Below are 20,857 nucleotides of genomic sequence, written 5' to 3'. Positions count from 1 at the left end.
GAAAAGGCCTCGCCCAAGGCTACTGGCTGACAGGGGATGCCTTGTGCGTCACAGGGGCGCGCGCGGTGATTCCTGGGTGGTGCTGGGGCGCGGGCGGAGCGGAGGCGGGGGTGCGGCTCGGTGCAGGCTGAACGCCGTCTGCGCCGGATTTACCTGTGAGTAGGGCGCTGTTTCAGAGATGTTTCAGAAATTGAGGCCGCCCCGAGCGGGGGAAAGAGTGATTTCAGACACGTTTAGGGTTGCTCACCATCCGGCCCAGGTGCGCTCGAGATCTGGGAGACGGGGGAACGCGTCGGCCTCGACCGCCAGGCCCGCCTCGGCATCCGCCTCGGGGCCTGCCTCGGCATCCGCCTCGGGGCCCGCCTCGGGCTGCCGGGCCTCGTCGCCGAGCCCCCGCGCCCGCAGCGCCTCTGCGCGGGCGCTCGTCAGCCGGGCGGCCACCCGGGGCGGCGGTCCGGCCTTCTCCTGCGGGGCGGCATCGGCGCCTTGAGGAGCGGGTTCGCTCGGGATGACGACGACGGCGCGCCGCCGCACACCTCCCAGCTCCCCGTTCTCCGGGGCATCGTCCAGTGCGGCCATCGCCGCGGGCAGGACGCCCGGCTCGAACAGCCTCGACACCACCAGCGTGAACCGGGCGCCGGCGGCCCGCGCCGCTGTGCCGCCCTCCTCCGCGGCGCTGCCCGACGTCTCCGCGCCGCGGACCTCGCCCACGCCCACGCGCGGGTCGGCGGCGAAGAGGGCCGCCACGGCGGGACCGGCCCCGGCGGGGAGCTCCACCCGAGCATCGGGCCGGACGGCCAGGAGCGCGCCGATCCACGCGGCGAGCGCATCGCCGTCGTCCGCATCCCAGGCCCCGCCCGCACACCGCACCGCCAGTTCAGGCCGCGCGAACACCACCCCCGCTGGCCGGGTCCACCCGGCCGGAATCCGCTCGGCGAGGGCGCGGGTCTCGGCGTTCTTCTCCCGCCTCGCGCGCTCGTGGCTGCGGCCGTCGCGCTCGCCCCAGTCGGGGCCGTCGTGGACCGCGCGGGCCTCGGGGACGTGGATCATGCGTGCGCCGGCCTCCCACGCGCGGTGAGCGAGCTCCCAGTCCTCGCCGCCGTAGCCGGAGAGGGACTCGTCGAACCCGCCGATCTCCTCGAAGAGGTCCCGCCGAACCGCCAAGACGGCAGAAATGACGAGCTGATACGCCCGTGCGTCCGCGGCCGCGAGGTTCTCGGTCCGCGCGTAGGCGTCTCGCAGCCAGGCAGGGGAGTCGAGCGGCGTGCCGGCCTCTGGCCCGGTGAGCCAGGCGTGGTCTCGCCGGCCGACGGCGAGGTCGGCCTCGCCCGTGAGCAGCGGCGCCGTCAGGCGTTCCACGAAGTCGGGGTCCGGGACCGTGTCGGCATCGAGGAAGACGAGCGTCTGGCCCCACGCCGCGTCCGCCCCGAGCCCGCGCGCAGCGGCCGCCCGGAACCCGCGGTCCTCTTGCCGCACGAGCCGCGCCCAGCCGGGCAGGTGGGGCGGCTGCGGGGAGCCGTCGTCGGCCACCACCACGTCGAGGTCCCGCGCGCTTTGGCCCTTGATGGCGTCGAGGATGAGACGCAGACGCTCGGCCGGGGCGGCGGACGTGCCGTCGTCGTAGTAGGGGACGACGACGCTCGCCTGCGGCACCCCGGCCGCCGCCCGCTCGAAGAAGCGGGCGTACTCGGCGGCCGCGTCCGCGAGCCCGTGCGGGAGGGAGCCGGGAGCCAGGCGGGTCGAGGCTGGGTCGGCAAGGGCGCGGCGGACGGCCCCGGCGAGGCTCGCCTCGTCTGGCACGAGCGTGAGCGTCCCCGGGCGCAGGTCCGCCATCTCGCGGGTGTAGCGCGTGTCTGGGGCGAGGGGGCGGCGGCCGGCCGAGATCCACGTGTTGAGGGAGCCCGAGGCGGAGAAGTGGCGGTGGAAGCACACGGGCACGTCCACGCGCTCCAGCTGGGCGGGGAGGTCGGCGTCCTCGATGAACCCGGTCACCTCGAAGTCCACGCCGCGGGCCGTGGCGGCGGCGGTGAGCTCGCGGACGAGCTCGTCGTGGCCCGTGGCCACCGCGCCGAGGGCGAGGACGCGCGCGGGCGGGTCCTGCCGGGCGGCGGCCTCGATGAGCTCCGCGTGGCCCTTTCCGGGGTAGATGTAGCCGAAGAGGCCGAGAGTCGCGGGACGGCCCGCGCGCTGCGCCGCCGCCTCGGCTGACGACCCGTCAGCGACGGCGGCCTCGGGCGCTGAGGCCGCACCGCGCGCCCCCGCCTCGGGGCCAGAGCCGCCCTCGGCCGCCCCCTCCGCGCGGGGGCCCGGGACGAGCGGCAGGGGAATGACGCCCGTCAGCGGCGCCGCGGGAATGCCGGCCTCCCGCAGGAGGCGCTTCTCGTGCCGCGAGTTGAGCACCACGGCGTCCGCCGCCCGGATGATCCGGGCGTACGCCTCGGAGCGGCGGCGGAGGTTGCGCGGGCCGTCGCTCGCCTGGGGGATGTCGTGGAGCGTCAGGCTGAGGGATCCGACGACGGCGGCGATCCCCTCGATGCTCTCCGCAGCCTCGGCCGGGGAGCGCCCGAAGAGGTGGTCAGTGACGTGGAGATGGACCCGCTCGAGGCCCGCGTCCCGGATCTCGTGGGCGGCGCGCAGCGCGTCCTCGGGCGTCGAGGCCCGGCGGATCTCGGCGCCGAGCGCCTCGGCCATCTGCGCGGCGTAGAGCGCCACCCCGTGTGTCGGCGGCCCCACGACAAGGTGGAGGGGGAGGGCGGCGCAGCCCGGCCGGCCCGCGCTCAGCACGGCAGGCCCAACAGGGCGAGCGTGTCCGCGTGGCGCGCCAGCCCGGCGTCGACGAACCCCGGGTTGTCCCGGTACCAGGCGAGCTGGGCGTCCCGGAGGGCGTCGTCGGCGAGGGGCTCACCGCCCACGGTCCAGGGGCCGGCGGTGACGGCGCCGGGGAAGGCGCGCTCCGCGACGGGCTCGATCCGCGCGCGGATCCCGCCGAGCATCTCGGCCTCCGGCGCGCTGGGGGAGGGATCGAGGCCCGCCCCGCCGCCGAGCGCCTCCGCAAGTGCCGCGATGACGGGGACGGCAGCGCTCTCGAAGAACGCGTTCGTGGGGTGGTTGAGCGTGTGGTGGGTCCGCCGCAGCCTGACCTCGCCGGCCAGGACGGGGGAGACCGCCACCGTGCCGTGGTGGCGTTCCCGGACGGCCATCGCCTCGACGGAGGCGGCGGCCACCCGCTGCACTGCCTCGGTTGTCACAGAGTCGGTGAGGTCCTCGAAACGGGCGGCCATGGCAGGGGTGAAGGCGCGCTCGCGGGGAAACTCGCTGGCCACGATGATCGTCCGAAGATCGTGGTACGGCACAAGGGGTGGGTCAATAGACGGGGCAAACGAGGGTCGGACCGTGACCTGGAACGGGAAGTGCCCCGCGAACCGCAGGACGGGCACGAGGACCGTCGGCGCCCCGGCGGGCAGGAGCGCCGCGAGGTCGGACACTCCCAGGGGGAGGTCGTGGTATCCGGCGGCCACCGGCTGGCTCACGAGCGCGTCAGCCCGTGCCACGAGCGCGTGGAGCAGGGGCACGTCGTCCGGGGCGAGCTCGTGGACGGGAGGGATGCGCACGGCCCGCGCCCCGGCGGCCTCGATGAGCCTCCGCAGCGAGCCCGCCTGGCAGTTGCCGTGGACAACGACGAAGGGGGAGTCCCCGTCCGGCAGGCCGTCCAGCCCGTAGAAGTGTCCAAAGTGGCGGCGCCGAGCGGCATCCAAGGGGTCCATGCCTCTCATCTAACCAGGTCCGCTCCGGGCGCGGGCCTTAACCGGTCTTCCCGCGTGCCATAATTCGGGACGTGGCCCGCCAAGGGCGCCACGCCGCCGAGCAGAGGATCCTTGCGTGCCCTCGAAGCACTCTCGCCCCCGAGTCGTCACCATTCCCGAGTCCCACCCCTACATCGAGGCCGTCCTCGGCTCTCGACATGTGGAGCACGTGCGGCACTCGGTCAGGCCCCCGGCCGAGCCGCGCTCGCCGTGGGCCCCCTCGCTTGCCCTCAACGGCGCCTGGGTGGAGGGGAACGCGGACCGTTTCGATGTCGCCCACGTCCACTTTGGCTTCGAGGGGTTCGAGCTCGAGGAGATCACGGCGTTCATCCGGGCCCTGGCTCGGGTGGGCAAGTCCCTCTTTGTCACGGTCCACGACCTCGAGAACCCGCAGCTGCCGCTCGAGGAGCAGGGCGCGTACCGGGCCAAGCTCGCGGCACTCGTCCGCGCGGCGGACCAGGTCCTCACGCTCACCCCCGGGGCGGCGCGGGAGATCCACGAGCGGTGGGGCGTTCGCGCTGTGGTCGTCGCCCACCCGCCCCAATTCCACACGGCCTCGGCCCCGCTGCCGGACCTCGTGGCGCAGCTGCTGGGCCCCACGGGTGGCCCCGCGGCGGAGCGGCCTTCCGGGACCGCGCCAGCGTCCGTCGTCGGCCAGGAGGGACGCGCCCTCCGCGCGGGCGCGCTGGTCAAGGACGCCCGCCCCAACCTTGACCTCACCGCCCTCGCCTCCCTGGCTCGGGCTGTGGACGACGACGCCGGCTGGCGCCTCGAGATCCTCCACCACGGGCGGTTCCGCGCGGGGCGCGAGGCCGCTGCGGCCGAGCTGCTCGCCGCCGTGGAGCTCCTGGAGCGCGTCACCGCCGTGGAGCGCGGGCGCCTGGAGGACGGGGAGCTCATCGCGTGGGTCGCCTCGCTCGACCTGCTTGTGCTGCCCTACGGGCACGGCACGCACTCGGGCCTCCTGGAGCTCGCGAACGACCTCGGCACCCGCGTGCTCCTGACGCGCGCGGGGCACTTCGGGGATCAAAGGCCCGGGCTGAACATCGTGGCGGACCTCGCCGAGCCGAGCGAGGCGGCAGCCGCGCTCGCGGAGGCGCGCGAGGCGGGGGAGCTGGCCCCGTGCGACGCGGAGACGCTCACGTCCACCCTCAAGGCCGTCCGCCGCGAGCACCGAGAGCTCTACCGCCGGGCCGTGTGGCCGAGGGCGGCGGAGGGACGGGCGGAGCGAAAGCGCGTCCTCGTCCTGGCGCCCTTCCGGCACCCCCTGCGGCAGCCCCACCAGGGCGGCCTCGAGTCCCACGTCTGGACGCTCGTCCGGGAGCTGCGCCACCGGGGTCACGAGGTGTTCCTCGCGGCGCCCGAGGGGTCTGACTTCCTCGAAGGAGCCCCGTCCGAGTTCGTCTACCCGCCGTACGCGTGGCCCGAGGGCGTTCCCGTCACGGACGCGGGGTTCCCGCCGGAGGTCCGGGAGCTGGAGCAGGCTGCGATGAGCCGGGCCATGGAGTTCGCCGCCGCGCACCCTGAGTGGTTCGATGTGGTGCACAATCACACCCTCCATCCGGAGCCGCTGCGGTGGATCGGCCGCCTCGGGGTGCCCATGGTCACGACCGTCCACACCCCGCCCCTGCCTGAGATGGTGGCCGAGTTCGCCGCGCTGACTGAGGACGCGCGGCGCTGGGCGTCCGTCGTCGCCGTCTCGGAGCACACGCAGCGCTCCTGGGACAGCGAGGGCGTGGAGTCTGAGGTCGTGCGCAACGGCGTGGACACGAAGGCGTGGGTGTTCGGCGCGGGCGGGGACGAGCTGTGCTGGTTCGGGCGGATTGTCCCCGAGAAAGGCCCGCACATCGCGATCGCCGTGGCCGAGGCGCTCGGCTGCCCGCTGACGCTCGCCGGGCCCATTGGAGACTCGGAGTACGCCCGGGAGCAGATCCTGCCGCGCCTGGGCCGCCGCCCGTCCGGCGCCGTCATCCGGCACGTGGGGGCCCTGCGGCAGATGGAGCTCGCGGAGCTTGTGGGCTCGAGCGCGTGCTCGCTCATCACGCCGCTGTGGGATGAGCCGTTCGGCCTCGTGGCGGCGGAGTCGCTCGCCTCCGGCACGCCCGTCGTGGCCTTGCGGCGCGGAGGACTCGGCGAGGTTTTCGGGCGCCAGAGGGGCGTCACCCTCGTGGATCCTGCCCCCACCCCTGAGCGGGCAGGCGGAGGGGACGACGACGCGCTGAGCGCGGGGCGGGACCCGCTCGGCAGCGAGATCAACGAGACCGCAGACGTGCCGTGCCCGGAGCGAGACGCGATCTCTGCGGCTCGCATGGCCGAGGCCCTCGTGGACCTGCTGCCCGCCTACAGGGACCCGGAGCAATCGCTGGCCGCGCGGTGGGCTGCGAGACATGACGCAGTGCGCCGCTTCTCGTTCGAGCGCACGATGGACAGGCTCGAGGGCGTCTACGAGCGGGCGTGCGAGGCCGTCGAGGGTCTCGCGTGATCGGCTGGTACGTCCACCACCAGGGGCGCGGGCACGTCCAGCGCCTCCGGGCAGTGGCGCCGTGGCTCGCGGCGCCGGTCGTCGTGTTCTCCAGCCTGGCTGAGCCAGCGGAGGCCATCAGCACGGGCGCTGGGCCTGTCCGGTGGGTGCGGCTGCCGGGGGACTGGGAGCCCGAGCCCGGAGTGCCAGAGCCGTCCGCGGCAGACCCCACCGCCGGCGGGGCGCTTCACTGGGCCCCGCTCGGCCACGTGGGCAACCGGGACCGGCTGCGGGTCATCGCCGAGTGGGCGGGCCGGCTGGACGGGATGGTCACGGACGTCTCGGCGGAGGTGGCGATCTTCTCGCGGCTGCTCGGGCTGAGGACGGTCGTGGTCACCCAGCCCGGGGCCCGCACGGACGCGCCGCATGAGACGGCCTACCGGGCAGCTACGGCCATCCTCGCGCCGTTTCCTGACCCCGCCGCGGTGGGCTGGGCCGAGCGGGAAGACCCTCGCACGCTGGGCGCTGCGGACGCGAGCCTCGGCCCCCACCCCGCCCCGCACACCCTGGCGTTCGCAGGCAAGACCGTGTTCACGGGCGGCGTGAGCCTTGTCGAGTCAGAGGACTCCCGCGGCGCTCCCTCCGCCGCAGCCGCGTCCCCCGGGGCGACGCTCGCCACCGCGCCCTCCCCAGGCCGACTCTCATCCGGCGTCGGGCCGTCGATCGAGGCGCATGCCCCGGAGGGCGGCCTCGATGTGCTCGTCGTCGGATCGCGCGGCGGGTCCCTCGCCACGATGCGGGACGTCGAGCAGGCCGCCGCCGCGACGGGGCGGCGGTGGCGCGCCGTGGGCCTGCCCGGTGCGGAGTGGTCGTCGAGCGTCCCGGCGCTCATGCGGGCGGCCGCCGTCGTCGTCCTCAATGCGGGCCTGGGCAGCGTGGCGGACGCCGCCGCGCTTCGCGTGCCGGCCGTGGTCCTCGCGCAGGAGAGGGCGTTCGGGGAGCAGGACGCCACTGCCGCGATGCTGGGCGCCCTCGGCATCCCCACGGCCCACGGTTGGCCGGCCGCGGACGAGTGGCCCGCCCTCCTCGCGAGCGCCGAGCGGGCAGGGGGAGGCGCCTGGTCCGCGTGGCGCGCGGACGGCGGCGCGAGGCGGGCCGCGCACGTCATCCAGGACACACTCTTGTCGCATGACAGACCACAGGCAGACCGGGCCCACGAGACCCACAGCGCCGCAGGCACAGGGAGCCACGCATGAAGATCGCCGTCGTGACCATCGCAAGCCAGGACCGGGCCGATCGCGTCCGGCGCCAGCACGAGGGCCTTGCCGCGTCCGCGGGGATTGAGGGGGACGAGGTCCTGCCCGTCGTCGTCGACCTTGCGGACCCCCGCATCACGCCGCACGCGCACGCGGACGGGACACCGGGGCGCGTGCCGCTTGCCGCCGCCCGCAACCTCGGGGCGCGGACCGCAGCGGAGGCGGGGGCGGACCTCGTCGTCTTCCTGGACGCCGACTGCATCCCTGGCACCGACCTCCTCGCGCGCTACCGCGACGCTGCATCCGCCCGCCCCGACGCGCTCCTCGCCGGCCCCGTCACCTACCTGACGGAGGACGAGACGCGCCTGCCGCTTGAGTCTCTGCGACGCGCCGTCCACCCCCACGCCGCGCGCCCAAACCCGCCCGCCGGGACGCTCGTCACCGTCGGGGCGCGCGAGGAGAACCGTCAGGGGTACACCCTGTTCTGGTCGCTCTCCTTCGCGGCCACGCCCGCCGTCTACGAGCGAGTCGGCGGGTTCTACGAGGGGTACCAGGGGTATGGGGGCGAGGACACGGACTTCGGGTTCCTCGCGCTTGCGGCCGGCGTGGACCTCGTGTGGGTGGGCGGGGCGCATGCTTTCCACCAGTGGCACCCCGTCAGCAGCCCGCCCGTGGAGCACCTGGCCGACATCCTCGTCAACGCCCGCATCTTCCACGCGCGTTGGGGCGTCTGGCCCATGGTCGGCTGGCTTGAGGCGTTCGAGGCGACGGGCCTCGCGCGGAGGGATGACGCGGGGTGGCACCTGGCTGGGTCAGCAGGAGCGGCCGACGACGCGCCTGGCGGCTAACCGGGGCGCCGCGCCGCGAGCGACCCCCTCCGCCCCGGCGATGCCCAGGAAGCTCCCACGTCCGTTTGACATGCTTGAGACCTGGCAGGAGGCGGCACACGCCGCCCGGCCGAGACCCGGCTGGCCACGCCGCCCCGCCCGGCGGACGAGCCGGCCATTCCATGAAAGGATGCCGTCATGTCTGACTACCGCACCGAGAACCCCGCCACCGGCGAGGTCGAGAACACATGGACCACCCTGACGGACGAGCAGGCTCAGGGCGCGCTGGATACCGCCCACAAGGCTTTCGCCTCGTGGCGGGATGAGCCCTTGGAGACCCGCGTCGCCGTCCTGTCGAAGACGGCGCAGGCCTTCAAGGACCAGGCCAAGGAGCTCGCGGAGATCGCTGCCCGCGAGATGGGCAAGCCCCTCAACCAGGGCGTTGAGGAGGCCGAGCTCTGCGCCCAGATCTTCGCCTACTACGCAGACAACGCCGAGGACCTCCTCGCCCCCACGGACCTGGGGCCGCAGGGGGCGCGCAGCAGCGTCGTCGAGCTGGAGCCGGTGGGTGCCCTCGTCGGCGTCATGCCGTGGAACTTCCCGTACTACCAGGTCGCGCGGTTCGTCGCGCCGAACCTGCTGCTCGGCAACACGATCCTCCTCAAGCCCGCCGAGATCTGCGCGGCGTCTGCCGAGCGCATCGAGTCGATGCTCCGTGAGGCAGGCCTGCCCCAGGGTGTGTACCAGACGATCCATGCAACAAACCAGCAGATCGCGGACCTCGTCGCTGACCCCCGCGTCGCCGGCGTCTCCCTGACCGGCAGCGAGCGCGCTGGCTCGGCAGTGGCCGAGGGCGCGGGACGCAACCTGACCAAGTCCCTCCTGGAGCTTGGCGGGTCAGACCCGTTCATCGTCCTTGGCGGCAACATCGCCAAGACCGCGGAGACGGCCGGGTTCGCCCGCATGGAGAACGCCGGGCAGGCGTGCAACGCGCCGAAGCGCATGATCGTGCTCGAGGAGCACTACGACGAGTTCGTCGAGGGCCTCGTGTCCTACGTGTCCGGCTTGAAGGTCGGCAACCCCCTGGAGGACGGCACCGACATGGGCCCGCTCTCCTCGGTTGACGCGCGGGACCGCCTCGTGGAGCTGCTCGAGGACGCTCGCGAGAAGGGCGCCACGTTCCACACGGGCGGCACCGTGGTGGACGGCCCGGGCGCGTTCATCGAGCCCGCCGTCATCACGGGCATCACCCGGGAGATGCGCGCGTTCGAGGAGGAGCTCTTCGGGCCGGTCGCCGTGGTCTACAAGGTGGGCAGCGTCGAGGAAGCCATCGAGCTCGCCAACGACACCCCGTTCGGCCTGAGCGGCTCCGTGTGGAGCGACGACCTCGAGAAGGCCGAGGCCACCGCCCGCCGCATCGAGGCCGGCATGGTCTACGTCAACGAACACGGCACCACCGCGGCGGGCCTGCCGTTCGGCGGCGTCAAGCGCTCCGGCTACGGGCGTGAGCTCGCGGAGAACGGCCTGCACGAGTTCGTCAACCACCGCCTCGTGCGGGTTTCCGACGCTCTCTAGCCCGGCCCCGCCTCGCCGGTTGGGAGGCTGCGGCGGCGTGCGCGCATAGACTGTGGGCGATCCACGAATCACCACAGGGGGAATACCGCGTGCACGCCGCCGACAGCCACGACCTCATCCGCGTTGAAGGCGCGAGGGAGAACAACCTCAAAGACGTCTCCCTCGAGCTGCCGAAGCGGCGCCTGACCGTCTTCACGGGAGTCTCGGGCTCGGGCAAGAGCTCGCTCGTCTTCGGCACGATCGCGGCCGAGTCCCAGCGGATGATCAACGAGACCTACTCGACGTTCGTCCAGGGGTTCATGCCGAGCATGGCCCGGCCCGACGTCGACCGCCTCGAGGGGCTGACCACCGCGATCATCGTGGGGCAGGAGCGCCTCGGCGCCAACGCGCGCTCCACCGTGGGCACCGTGACGGACGCCAACGCGATGCTGCGGATGCTCTTCAGCCGGTGCGCCGAGCCGCAGATCGGCGGGCCCAACGCCTACTCCTTCAACGTGCCCTCCGTGACGGCGTCCGGTGCTATGACGGTCCAGCGCGGCGACAAGACCATCGCGGAGAAGAAGACCTACCAGCGCCTGGGCGGGATGTGCCCGCGCTGCGAGGGCATGGGCCACGTGACGGACCTGGACCTTGCCGAGCTCTTCGACGAGTCCAAGTCCCTCTCCGAGGACCCCTTCACGATCCCCGGGTACACGGGCGACGGCTGGGCTGTGCGCATCATCGCGGGCTCCGGCTTCTTCCCTGCGGACAAGCCCATCAAGGACTTCACGAAGAAGCAGCGCCACGACTTCCTCTACAAGGAGCCGACGAAGGTCAAGATCGACGGCGTCAACCTCACCTACGAGGGCCTCATCCCCAAGCTCCAGAAGTCCATGCTGTCCAAGGACCGGGACTCCATGCAGGCCCACATCCGCGCCTTCGTCGACCGCGCCGTCACCTTCATCACGTGCCCCGAGTGCGAGGGCACGCGCCTGTCCGAGGCCGCCCGAACCTCCCGGATCGGCGACGTGTCCATCGCGGACGCGTGCGCCATGCAGATCACCGACCTGGCCGAGTGGGTCGCCGGCCTCAAGACCCCCGGCGTCAAGCCCCTCCTCGACGGCCTGGGCGAGCTCCTCGGCGCGTTCGTCGAGATCGGGCTCGGCTACCTCTCCCTGGACCGGCCCTCGGGCACGCTCTCCGGCGGCGAGGCGCAGCGGACCAAGATGATCCGGCACCTCGGCTCCTCCCTCACGGACGTCACCTACGTCTTCGACGAGCCGACGACGGGCCTGCACCCCCACGACATCGAGCGCATGAACGGGCTCCTCGTGCAGTTGCGGGACAAAGGCAACACGGTTCTCGTCGTCGAGCACAAACCGGAGACCATTGCCATTGCGGACCACGTGGTTGACCTGGGCCCGCGCGCCGGCGCGGACGGTGGCGAGATCTGCTTCGAGGGGACGTTCGAGGAGCTCAAGACCTCAGGGACCCTGACCGGCGAGCACCTCGCGTACCGGGCTGCGCTCAAGGACGAGGTCCGCAAGCCCACGGGCGTGCTGGAAATCCGCGGGGCCTCGGCGAACAACCTCCAGGACGTCGATGTGGACGTGCCGCTCGGGGTGCTCGTGGCCGTGACGGGCGTGGCTGGCTCCGGCAAGAGCTCCCTCATCCACGGGTCCATGCCCAAGGACGCCGAGGCCATCATGGTTGACCAGGCGCCCATCAAGGGCTCGCGGCGCTCCAACCCCGCCACGTACACGGGTCTTCTTGAGCCCATCCGCAAGGCGTTCGCGAAGGCCAACGGCGTCAAGCCCGCCCTGTTCAGCGCCAACTCCGAGGGCGCGTGCCCCACGTGCAAGGGCGCGGGCGTCGTCTACACCGAGCTCGGGTTCATGGACACCGTGTCCACCCCGTGCGAGGACTGCGGCGGGCGCCGCTTCACCGCCGAGGTCCTCGACTACCGGCTCGGCGGGGCGAACATCGCCGACGTGCTGGACATGTCCGTGGCGCGCGCCAAGGAGTTCTTCGGCTCGGGGGACGCCCGCATCCCGGCGGCGCTCAAGATCCTCGAGCGGCTCGACGACGTGGGTCTCGGGTACCTCACCGTGGGCCAGCCCCTGACCACGCTCTCCGGTGGCGAGCGCCAGCGGCTCAAGCTCGCCACGCACATGGCGGACAAGGGCGGCGTGTACGTCCTCGATGAGCCGACGACGGGCCTGCACCTCGCTGATGTCGAACAGCTGCTCGGGCTCTTGGACCGGCTCGTGGACGCGGGGAAGTCGGTCATCGTGATCGAGCATCACCAGGCCGTCATGGCCCACGCAGACTGGATCATCGACGTGGGGCCGGGCGCGGGCCACGACGGCGGGCGCATCGTGTTTGCGGGGACCCCCGCTGACCTCGTCGCGGACCGCGGCACCCTGACGGGCCAGCACCTCGCGGAGTACGTCGGCGCGTAGGGGAGGGGGCCCGGCCCCCGCGACCCCGTTTGCCCCGTCGTTTGGCGTCTGCCCCCAGCCCGAGCCGGTTTGCCCCGTCGTTTGGCAAGTGCCCCCTGCCCGACCCGGTTTGCCCCCTCGTTTGGCGTCTGCCCCCTGCAATGTCGGTGGTCAACGCCAAAACACGGGGTACGTGGCTATGTAGACAGTCTGACTAGATCGCTATACGATCTAGTCATGACTGGTTCTCCTTGGCCCTCCGAATGGCTTCGTGGTTCCCTCGCACTCGCGGTCATGCGGGTTCTCCGCGATGGGGAGGCCTACGGATACATGCTCTCATCGCGCCTGGAAGAAGCCGGGTTCGGGGCTATCAAGGGCGGCACGCTCTATCCGCTGCTGTCCCGCCTCGAGGCGGCAGGGCTTGTCGAGGCCCGGTGGGAGCCGGGGGAAGGCGGCCCCGGCCGCAAGTACTTCACGCTCTCTCCGGACGGGCACAGGGACTTCGAAGAACGTCGGACGAACTGGTCATCGTTTGCAGATCTCATGGCGACATTCCTGGAGGACTGACATGACTCGTGAAGCCATAATCGGCGGCACCACGGAAAACGGGACGTGGGAGGAGGAGTTCGTCCTTGAGCTCCGGCTCGATGATGTGACGGGGAAAGCCATCGGCGATGCCCTCGCCGTCGTCCGTTCTCACTGCGAGGACACAGGTGAGACACCCTATGTAGCCTTCGGGGATCCACAGGCGTATGCCCGCAGCCTTGAGTTTCGCGACGACGAGCGCGAACCGAACACTCTCGGAGCCTGGGCTCGCGCGCTGTGGCCCGTTGGGGCGATGATCGCGGGCTTCGCGGTGACGCCCGCGGCGGTCAGCAGTCTCGCGTCGGGTGTCGACATGGCCATCCGGCTGGGGGCTGTGCTGTCCGTCGCGTGGGGCCTCGTGTTCCTTGCGGTCGCCGTCAAGGCGTTGAGGGTCCTCCTTCAGAACAGGCTTCTTTTCGTCACGTTTGTGACCGTCGTGATGGCCGGGCTCGTTGGCTTCAACGTCCTTGCGCGCCAGGAGATCGCCCACATCCCGGCCGGCATGGGGCTCGGCGTGGGGATTGTCCTTCTGGGGGTCGGTGTGGTTGCAGTCCTGCGCCAGCCAGATGATCTTGTGACCGAGCCGCTTACAGGGGGCCACATGCTGGATGAGGACTCGCGGGCTGCGCGGATTGTCTCGCAAGTGGTGGGCGCCTGGCCTTGGTTTGTCGTCTTCTGGGTGATGGTCCTCTCGGTCGCCGCCTGGCTGACGGCTTCACGTTAGGTGGAGGAGCGCGTGGCATGAGCCAACCCCGCTTGCCCCCTCGTTTGGCGTCTGCCCCCAGCCCGAGCCGGTTTGCCCCCTTGACTGGCAAGTGCCCCCTGCCCGACCCGGTTTGCCCCCTCGTTTGGCGTCTGCCCCCTGCAATGTCGGTGGCCAACGCCAAAAGACGGTGGTTGTCAACCTGTGTGGAGTCAGTGTCGGGCCAGTTCAGGGCATGGGGTATTGATCCCAGCCCACCCGGGCTGCCTCACAACGACCGGGACCCCACCCCGGAAGCGGGAGGGGTGCGTCTTCGCGTACGAGCGCAGCGTCTTCTCTCGCGCCTGATGGGAGCGCTTCCATGCCCCGGAATACACCTCGTCCGGAGTGAAGTACCCGATGCCACGGTGGTAATGCTCCCTGTTGTACCAATTCACATGCGCGGTAACGAACTCTCGGGCATGCTCCAAGTCCGTGAACACAGCCGGAGCGCCGGGACGGTATTTCATCGTGCGGAACTCGGATTCCTTGAACGCGTTGTCGTTGCTCACTCGCGGGCGATTGAAACTCATCCGGACTCCCAGGCCCGTGAGGAACCCTGTCAGAAGATTCGAGCGCATCGCCGAGCCTGAATCCGAATGGACCACATCCGGAATGACTCCGCCGGCTGTGGTGATGGCCTCCAGGAACACGTCCCGGGCCAGAACGTCCTGCTCGCTGTCGTGAACCGCGAACCCGACGATCTTGCGCGAGTACAGGTCCATGACGCTGTAGGCGTGGAAGTGCTGTCCGACGTACGGGCCTGGCAGCAGTGTGATGTCCCAGCACCAGGCCTGATTCGCCGCCGAGGCGAACACCACTGGCGCTTTCACCGGGGCCCGGCGGGCCCGCTTGGACCGCACGACGGGGCGGTTGCCGCGGGGCAGGGTGCGCGCGATCCTCGACCACGTGCTCAACGAGCCGAGCATGCGCCCCTGGGACCAGTGCTTGGCGAACGTGTCGCTCACGCTGCTCCCTTCAGCCCAGCCCTGTGTGATGGCCCCAGCGATTTCCTCTCGTTCCTGGGGGCTGAGCGCGGCGGGCTGCACCCGGTCTGCTTGGGGTGTTGGGGAGGGGACTTTCGCGCGCGGCTTCTGCCGGTAGTGCCAGGTGGAGCGGGCAATGCCTAAAAGGCTCAGGGTTCCTCGCAGGGAGTATCCGGGCTGGGCACAGATGGTGTCGACGAGGTCGTGTTCGCGCTGTAGAAAGTCGAGGGAGCGTTGGTCCTCGGGGTGGGATCGGATGAATGCTCGCTCATCGTGTGCATCATCCCGATAGCTTTTCCCAGCGCTTCACTCACGGTGCGGTGGGCTTGTGCTTCTTCTCGCAGCTGCGCGATCTGCGCGGCGTGTTGGTCTTTCAGGTCTTGGATTTCTTGCTCTCGGGCGGCAAGGAGCTTCTCCAGGTGGGGAAGACGTGCGGGATTTGAAGGCATAGAGGCAGTGTCTCGGGGGATCAGGCCGCGGTCAAGATCGCCTTCGAAGTACGCGGAACGCCACGAGGTTAGCTGATGGCGAGAGAAGGGCTGCTCGCGGAGCCAAGCCCCTTTCCTTCCGTAAGGAACTTGGTGGTAGGCCAGGATGGCTGCTCGTTTTTCCTCGGCGGTGTAGCGCGCACGCATGGTGAGGGGTCCTTGTCTGTGGGCTGGTTGCGAGCCGGAGTGACTCACAACCAGCCTGACCCCCAGCGAGAGGGGGCAAAACGCCAGGGCGCGGAGCCTGCGCTAGTGGCTGGCCTTGAGCCCCACGACCCCGCCCACGATCATCGCGAGGAACACGAGCTTCGCGGCGGAGACGGTCTCCTCGCCGGTCAGCATGGCGAACGCCACGGTGCCGACCGCCCCGATGCCCACCCACACCGCGTAGGCCGTGCCCACGGGCAGGTCCCGCATGGCCCAGGCCAGGCCGGCCATGCTCAGGACCAGGCCCAGGCCGAAGACGATGCTCGGCCCAAGGCGCGTGAAGCCTTCGGCTCTGCCCAGCGCCGTGGCCCAGACAGCCTCGAGAATGCCGGAAATGATGAGAATGACCCAGGCCATGTGCAGCGCTCCTCGCTCGGGTGGGGACCAGTGAGAACTCTCCATGTTTTCACACCGCTCAACTGACGCCCGTGCCACGTCTCACCCCGTTCATGCAGGTTCCCGAATGGCATAGGCTCAGTTTCATAGACACATCCAGCGCACCGATGCGCCGGACCGAACGAAAGGCAGACCAATGGACAACCTTCAGGGACAGCCCGTCGAGGTGTCGGCGCACATCGAGGCCGGCGAATGGGACGCGACGCGCGGCGAGGAGCTGCTGGCCGCATACCGCCGCCAGCTCCTGGAAATGGGCGCCACGGAGGCTGAGCTCATCACCGAGGTGGACGAGCTCGAAGACGGCGGGGCCAACGTTCGCGTCCGCTGGGATCGCACCGGCGTGACCCACTTCGACGACTACACCTCCCCGGGCACGCCCGTCACCTCCCGCACGGGTGAGAACGCCGAGTCCGTCCCCGAGGGCGAGACCACCGAGGGATCCCGCGGCCTCGGCGCCGTCTACGGCGAGGCGGACCGCTCGCCCGTCACCGATTCGAGCGGCCGGTCCGACGTGGTGGTCACCGACGAGACCCTCGAGGCGGACATCGTCGCCGGCCCGGACGGCACCGTCTCCATGCAGGCCCGCTGACGCGGACTGTCACCACACCACAGTCTGCCTTCCTCGCCTGACCGGGTGAGCGGGGCAAGAAAATGGACGACGACGGCGCAGCCGCCGTCGTCGTCCTTTTTCTCGAGAGAGAAGCCCTATCCGTGCGAGGGGAGGAGGCCCAGGCGAGCCGCGGTCTCCGCGGTGAGCTCGTTCTCGGCGACCTCGCGCGGGGCTCGTTCCAAGCCGGCCGCGCCGGCGGCGACCTGGAACCGGATAGACCAAAGATCGTTGCCGCCGCGCAGCTGCTCCAGCTTGGCGTCGCCGTTGATGCTCACGGAGACGGGCGTGGGGGAGATGACGCCGTCGCCATTGAAGTCGATGGGTCGGTCGGCGCGGACTGTCGTGAGGCGTCCGTTGATCGGGAGGGTCATCATCCAGCCCCGTCCGCTGGGCCCAAGGCCGCGCGTCTCCAGGAGGGCGTTCTCATCCAGCGTGGGCTGGGGGCGGATGGAGTAGCCGAAGTGGCGCGATCCGTCAGCTCGAGGCACGCCCGTGAGCTGGTAGCGATAGTTCATGATGCTGAGGTAGTTCGGCTTGAAGTTGACCGCGTCAGTACCACCATGGATGAGGCCGAGGTTGTGTCCGAATTCGTGGATGAACGTGCCGATCCGGACCGCGCTTGACGTCTGCTTCCAATGCGTGGGGCCCACCGTGACAACAAATTCACGGCCGTTGACCCAGGCGACGCCGGAGGAGCTGTTCGTTCCGTACTTGTCGCCCCAGATCATGTAGTGGAAGACCTTCGAGCGGGCCGGGTCGGAGTTGGCGCGGCGCAGGTCGACCACGTCCCGGATCCCCCGAGGCAAGGGGTTGTACTCGATCTCGTTGCCGCCGCCGAGGTTGAACTCGCTGGCGCGGGCTGACCCGGCATCGAGGTGAAGCGTGATCCCCGTGGTGCCGTCGGGATTCTGGACGGGGTAGTTGGCGAAGGTGGAGACGATGGTGCGCAGTTCGTCGTCGCTCGCGAGGAGTCCGGGCATCCAGTCCATCTCGACGAAGATGTCCTTGCGGTGCGGGTCCGCTCCCATGGCGGGGAAGTCGACGTCAATGACGCCGTCTCCGTCCGCGTCGTAGCCCTGCGTCTCCCAGACGTCGAGGAGCCCGTCTCCGTCGGTATCGGTTGTCGAGGCGAGTGCGGGCAGGGGTGAGGTCGCGAGGGCGAGGGCGAGGACGGCTGCGCCGACTGTGCGGGCGAGTCGAGAGAACATGGGCACCACCTGGTGATCGTCGTGGAGGAGCCGGGCGAAGGTTTGGTGAACCCCGGGAACGAGGCCTCGCCCGCAGTGACCTCAGCGTTCCGGGGGATTCGTCGCCGCCACGACCCACGCGCGGGAGGCGACGGACTAGGATTAATAAATCATACGTGAGGCGGCCGTTGATCCGCCGAGCCGCACGGTTCTTTCGCGAACGTCAAGGAGATGGTCCATGGTGCTTCCTGCCGACATCGAGTCTTCAGCGTCGGCCTCGCCTCGTCCCGCCCTGGGGAGGCGGAGAGTGCTCACAGCGGCTGCGTGGAGCGCGCCCGTGGTGGCTATCGCGGGTGCGGCCCCGTCCACTGCTGCGTCCGTACCCGCGCGGGAGATCAGCATCGCCATGGGGGCCTTCGCGCAGGTTGTGGACACGCAGCGTGACAATCCGGACGCCACCATTTTGGGTGTGACCTCGTACGGCAGCGGCACCGTCGATCCCACGGGCACGCTGTCCTCATCCACGGGCTTCTCCGCCAAAGGCTCCGGCACGTTCACGCCGGGCGGCTCGGTTCCCCCGGGCCCGGACGGCGGCACGAATGGCGGGGTCGGCTTCTTCTTCTCGGCCCCGCGCTTCACCGACACGGGGGAGTTTGTTCCCGGCACCTCGACGCTCGAGGCTGGAGCCGTCGTGTCAATGGTCGTGCGCGCGGCGTTTGCCCCGGGTGAGGCATATGAGCCGCTGTTGTGGCGGGACGGTGCGTCAACGCTGATCTCTGCGCAGCCGTCCGGCGGCACGGCTCTCCGTGAAGGCCTCAACGGTGTGCCGTTCACCGCGATGCGTGCCAATAGTGCTCTCACCGATGACAGCTGGACCGGTACGGTCCTCGTGACGACGACGGGGGCGGTGACCGTGACCGGCCCCGAGTCTCCGTATGTCCAGCTCCTCGCCAGCCACGTGCCCGTCTACTGGCAGGAGCACGGCCCCACCTCCGTCACGGTGACGCTTTCGGTGCAGTCCGGCACCGTCACCACGGACGCGGTCCCCTATGCTCCGACCACCCACTCGCTGGCTGGCCTCAGGGCAGAGGCCACGCTCTGATCCGCGACGCAGCCGCCGTCCTCCTCGACCAGGGCTACCGTCCCGCCCGCGAGGAGGACCTCAACCCTGACCCCCACGTCACGGGACCGGCCCTGATCGGCGCGGTGCTGGCCCGCGGCCCAGTCGCCGTCGTCATCACGGAAACCGAGGGCTACCTGGGGGACGCGGACCCCGCATCCCACGCCTGGAAGGGCCCCACGAAGCGGAACGCGGTCATGTTCGGGCCGCCGGGCCGCCTCTACACCTATGCCATGCACGGGCACACGTGCTGCAACGTCGTCTGCTCCGCGGAGGGCGAGGCTCGGGCGGTTCTCGTCCGTGCAGGCCGCGTCATCCTCGGCGTCGAGGAGGCCACGGCCCGCCGCGGCGACGTCCCCGAGCACCGGTTGGCCCGCGGCCCCGGCTGCCTCACCCGCGCGCTAGGGGTCACCATGGCCAACTCGGGCGCTCGCCTTCTCGAGGCCTCCTCGGAGGTGCGGCTTCTCTTCCCTGAGACGACGACGGCGCTGCCGATTCTCGCGGGCCCGCGGGTCGGTGTTCCCCGCGCGGAGAACGAGCCGCTGAGGTTCATGCTCGACGGAGACGCGAGCGTGTCCGCGTTCAGGCCGGGCCGTGGGGTCAAGCCCACCCTCAAACCGGTGCCGCTGGGCGAGTTGTCAGGTCCGCCGCATAGGCTGGACGGAGTTTTTGACCGCCCAGACCGCCAGGAGGAGGCGCCGTGACGTCCCAGCCCGTGATCGAGCACCGTTGGTCCGCCCCAGCCGGAGAGATCATCGGCCGGGTCGAAGGGGAGGTCATGCGCGCCACGGGCATCCCGTACGCCACGGCGGGCCGCTTCGAAAAGCCGAGGCCCATCCCGCCTGCGGACGAGCCCATCCGGGCCATGGACCCCGCCCCCGCCTGCCCCCAGGTCCCCATGGACATGCTGGAGAAGCTCTTGTGGGAGCCCGAGTCCGGCCTGGAGGAGGATGAGAACTGCCTCAACCTCTCTGTGACGCTGCCCAAGGACGCCTCACCGGGGGACGGGCTTCCCGTCATGGTGTGGATTCACGGCGGCTCGTACACGGCTGGCGCGGGGGACGCGCACGTCTTCGGCACGGCACCGCTGGCGAGCGAGCAGAATGTCGTCGTCGTCAGCGTCACGTACCGGCTGAGCGTCTTGGGCTACCTCGGCTGGGACGGAGGGCGCCCCGCGAACCTCGGGCTCTTGGACCAGATCGCGGCCCTGAGGTGGATCCAGGCCAATATCGCCGCGTTCGGCGGGGACCCTGAGAACGTCACGGTGTTCGGTCAGTCTGCGGGCGCGGACGCGGTGGCTCACCTGATGATCGCCAGGGGCGCCTCGGGTCTGTTCCGCCGGGGCATCATTCAGTCCGCCCCGCTCGGCATCACGCGGGGCCGCGCCCGGATGAACGCGCTCATGGCGCGGGAGGCAGCGAAAATTCCCGACGACGCCCCGCTCGCCGAGCACGTCGGCTGCGAGGAGCGCGTGGCCCGGTGGGCCCTGCCGTTCGGCCTCAAGGGCGCCATGCCTTTCGGCGTCCAGTACGGGTTCGATCCATTGCCGGAGGAGAACGAGCTGGACGAGGCCTGGGCCCGCGCGGCGCAGGACATCGAGATCCTCATCGGCCACACGTCCCGCGAGGCCGCCCTTTTTACGGGCGAGGTGCCGGGCATGCACGCGTTCGTCTCCCACTTGGCGCTGGGGGAGCGGCTCGGCGAGGGTCTCATTGCGAGCCTGACCCGCAAGATCTACGCGGACCCCGCCCACGCGTTCGCCCGGCGTCATGCGGCGGCCGGGGGACGGGGCCGTCATTACGTCATCAGCTGGGGCCCGGAGGGCTCGCCGTACCGTGCCGCGCACACCATCGAGCTCCCCCTTCTCCTCGGCACGCGCGAGGGCTGGGAGAAGGCCGCTCTCATCGCCGGCGCACCGTGGGAGACCATCGAGCCGCAGGGCATGATGCTGCGCTCCCTCTGGGGCCGGTTCGCCCGCGAGGGCTCCGAGGGGCTTGAGGACTACGAGGGCCTCATCGAGTTCGCGCCCCTCGACGCCCCGGCGGACTAGCGGACCCGCCGCAGACCCCGCGGGTGTGCCCCGCGCCCAGCCACGCCGGTCCGCGTCGGGGCTCCAGCCCGCAGGCTCCCCGCCCCGGGCGGCATGAGAAAGGCCCCGCGCGCAGTGACTGCGCGCGGGGCCTTCGTCGTCGGC

General features: G+C 70.9%; 17 protein-coding genes. 11 read left to right on the top strand and 6 right to left on the bottom strand.

What is annotated here, in order from left to right; translation table 11 throughout:
• Positions 1-243: 243 nt before the first annotated feature.
• Both J2S35_RS02380 and J2S35_RS02375 read right to left on the bottom strand, forming a co-directional pair.
• Positions 244-2,784 carry a glycosyltransferase gene (locus tag J2S35_RS02380; protein ID WP_309849416.1) on the bottom strand — a complete coding sequence of 847 codons (2,541 nt, stop codon included), beginning with the start codon at positions 2,782-2,784 and terminating at the stop codon, positions 244-246.
• Complete coding sequence (locus J2S35_RS02375) at positions 2,778-3,764, bottom strand: WcbI family polysaccharide biosynthesis putative acetyltransferase (protein WP_309849415.1); 987 nt, start codon at positions 3,762-3,764, stop codon at positions 2,778-2,780. The genes J2S35_RS02380 and J2S35_RS02375 overlap by 7 nt, the downstream gene beginning before the upstream one ends.
• A gap of 115 nt (positions 3,765-3,879) precedes the next feature.
• Between J2S35_RS02375 and J2S35_RS02370 the strand changes: the two genes are divergently transcribed.
• The 7 genes from J2S35_RS02370 (at position 3,880) to J2S35_RS02340 (ending at position 13,651) form a co-directional block, all read left to right on the top strand.
• Positions 3,880-6,285 (top strand): glycosyltransferase, encoded by a 2,406-nt coding sequence (locus tag J2S35_RS02370; protein ID WP_309849413.1) that lies wholly within the window; start codon positions 3,880-3,882, stop codon positions 6,283-6,285.
• Complete coding sequence (locus J2S35_RS02365; RefSeq protein WP_309849411.1) at positions 6,282-7,520, top strand: hypothetical protein; 1,239 nt, start codon at positions 6,282-6,284, stop codon at positions 7,518-7,520. Before J2S35_RS02370 ends, J2S35_RS02365 begins: the two co-directional genes overlap by 4 nt.
• Positions 7,517-8,368: a glycosyltransferase family 2 protein gene (locus J2S35_RS02360; RefSeq protein ID WP_309849410.1), complete on the top strand. Its 852-nt coding sequence runs from the start codon at positions 7,517-7,519 to the stop codon at positions 8,366-8,368. Before J2S35_RS02365 ends, J2S35_RS02360 begins: the two co-directional genes overlap by 4 nt.
• A gap of 177 nt (positions 8,369-8,545) precedes the next feature.
• Positions 8,546-9,922 (top strand): NAD-dependent succinate-semialdehyde dehydrogenase, encoded by a 1,377-nt coding sequence (locus tag J2S35_RS02355; RefSeq protein ID WP_309849406.1) that lies wholly within the window; start codon positions 8,546-8,548, stop codon positions 9,920-9,922.
• A gap of 89 nt (positions 9,923-10,011) precedes the next feature.
• A complete protein-coding gene (locus J2S35_RS02350; protein WP_309849404.1) occupies positions 10,012-12,363 on the top strand; it encodes an excinuclease ABC subunit UvrA in 2,352 nt (783 codons plus the stop codon).
• A 216-nt stretch (positions 12,364-12,579) separates the two neighbouring features.
• Complete coding sequence (locus J2S35_RS02345; RefSeq protein ID WP_309849402.1) at positions 12,580-12,909, top strand: PadR family transcriptional regulator; 330 nt, start codon at positions 12,580-12,582, stop codon at positions 12,907-12,909.
• A gap of 1 nt (position 12,910) precedes the next feature.
• Positions 12,911-13,651 carry a hypothetical protein gene (locus J2S35_RS02340; RefSeq protein WP_309849399.1) on the top strand — a complete coding sequence of 247 codons (741 nt, stop codon included), beginning with the start codon at positions 12,911-12,913 and terminating at the stop codon, positions 13,649-13,651.
• 191 nt (positions 13,652-13,842) lie between these two features.
• On the opposite strand, the gene J2S35_RS02335 is transcribed toward J2S35_RS02340, so the two are convergent.
• From J2S35_RS02335 to J2S35_RS02325, 3 genes are all read right to left on the bottom strand, one after another.
• A complete protein-coding gene (locus J2S35_RS02335) occupies positions 13,843-14,637 on the bottom strand; it encodes a DDE-type integrase/transposase/recombinase (protein WP_309849397.1) in 795 nt (264 codons plus the stop codon).
• Between the two features lie 167 nt (positions 14,638-14,804).
• Positions 14,805-15,290 carry a hypothetical protein gene (locus tag J2S35_RS02330; RefSeq protein WP_309849395.1) on the bottom strand — a complete coding sequence of 162 codons (486 nt, stop codon included), beginning with the start codon at positions 15,288-15,290 and terminating at the stop codon, positions 14,805-14,807.
• A 102-nt stretch (positions 15,291-15,392) separates the two neighbouring features.
• Complete coding sequence (locus tag J2S35_RS02325; protein WP_309849394.1) at positions 15,393-15,707, bottom strand: DMT family transporter; 315 nt, start codon at positions 15,705-15,707, stop codon at positions 15,393-15,395.
• Positions 15,708-15,882: 175 nt separating this feature from the next.
• Here J2S35_RS02325 and J2S35_RS02320 point away from each other — a divergent pair, with 175 nt between their 5' ends.
• On the top strand, positions 15,883-16,335 hold the full coding sequence (locus J2S35_RS02320) for a hypothetical protein (RefSeq protein ID WP_309849392.1): 453 nt from the start codon (positions 15,883-15,885) through the stop codon (positions 16,333-16,335).
• A gap of 116 nt (positions 16,336-16,451) precedes the next feature.
• Here the strand turns inward: J2S35_RS02320 and J2S35_RS02315 are convergent, their stop codons facing one another.
• Positions 16,452-17,564, bottom strand: coding sequence for a zinc metalloprotease (locus J2S35_RS02315; protein WP_309849389.1), 1,113 nt, complete (start codon positions 17,562-17,564; stop codon positions 16,452-16,454).
• 217 nt (positions 17,565-17,781) lie between these two features.
• On the opposite strand from J2S35_RS02315, the gene J2S35_RS02310 reads away from it, so the two are divergent.
• From J2S35_RS02310 to J2S35_RS02300, 3 genes are read left to right on the top strand one after another with little or no spacing between them, the layout of a single operon-like run.
• Positions 17,782-18,645, top strand: a complete 864-nt coding sequence (locus tag J2S35_RS02310; RefSeq protein ID WP_309849387.1) for a hypothetical protein — start codon at positions 17,782-17,784, stop codon at positions 18,643-18,645.
• Entirely contained in the window at positions 18,642-19,367 is a 726-nt protein-coding gene (locus tag J2S35_RS02305) for a DNA-3-methyladenine glycosylase (protein WP_309852990.1), read from the top strand. The genes J2S35_RS02310 and J2S35_RS02305 overlap by 4 nt, the downstream gene beginning before the upstream one ends.
• Entirely contained in the window at positions 19,364-20,713 is a 1,350-nt protein-coding gene (locus J2S35_RS02300; protein WP_309849386.1) for a carboxylesterase family protein, read from the top strand. The genes J2S35_RS02305 and J2S35_RS02300 overlap by 4 nt, the downstream gene beginning before the upstream one ends.
• The last annotated feature ends 144 nt before the right edge of the window (positions 20,714-20,857 follow it).

The organism is Falsarthrobacter nasiphocae (assembly GCF_031456275.1).
GTDB lineage: Bacteria > Actinomycetota > Actinomycetes > Actinomycetales > Micrococcaceae > Falsarthrobacter > Falsarthrobacter nasiphocae.
Note: the sequence above shows the minus strand (reverse complement) of the source record. Positions and strands in the feature narration are given on the sequence as shown.

Bases quoted from the DNA above. Each gene is read 5' to 3' on its own strand.
- J2S35_RS02375 (WP_309849415.1), bottom strand. From the start codon at position 3,764: ATGGACCCCTTGGATGCCGCTCGGCGCCGCCACTTTGGACACTTCTAC.
- J2S35_RS02360 (WP_309849410.1), top strand. From the start codon at position 7,517: ATGAAGATCGCCGTCGTGACCATCGCAAGCCAGGACCGGGCCGATCGC.
- J2S35_RS02355 (WP_309849406.1), top strand. From the start codon at position 8,546: ATGTCTGACTACCGCACCGAGAACCCCGCCACCGGCGAGGTCGAGAAC.
- J2S35_RS02345 (WP_309849402.1), top strand. From the start codon at position 12,580: ATGACTGGTTCTCCTTGGCCCTCCGAATGGCTTCGTGGTTCCCTCGCA.
- J2S35_RS02340 (WP_309849399.1), top strand. From the start codon at position 12,911: ATGACTCGTGAAGCCATAATCGGCGGCACCACGGAAAACGGGACGTGG.
- J2S35_RS02330 (WP_309849395.1), bottom strand. From the start codon at position 15,290: ATGCGTGCGCGCTACACCGCCGAGGAAAAACGAGCAGCCATCCTGGCC.
- J2S35_RS02325 (WP_309849394.1), bottom strand. From the start codon at position 15,707: ATGGCCTGGGTCATTCTCATCATTTCCGGCATTCTCGAGGCTGTCTGG.
- J2S35_RS02320 (WP_309849392.1), top strand. From the start codon at position 15,883: ATGGACAACCTTCAGGGACAGCCCGTCGAGGTGTCGGCGCACATCGAG.
- J2S35_RS02315 (WP_309849389.1), bottom strand. From the start codon at position 17,564: ATGTTCTCTCGACTCGCCCGCACAGTCGGCGCAGCCGTCCTCGCCCTC.
- J2S35_RS02310 (WP_309849387.1), top strand. From the start codon at position 17,782: ATGGTGCTTCCTGCCGACATCGAGTCTTCAGCGTCGGCCTCGCCTCGT.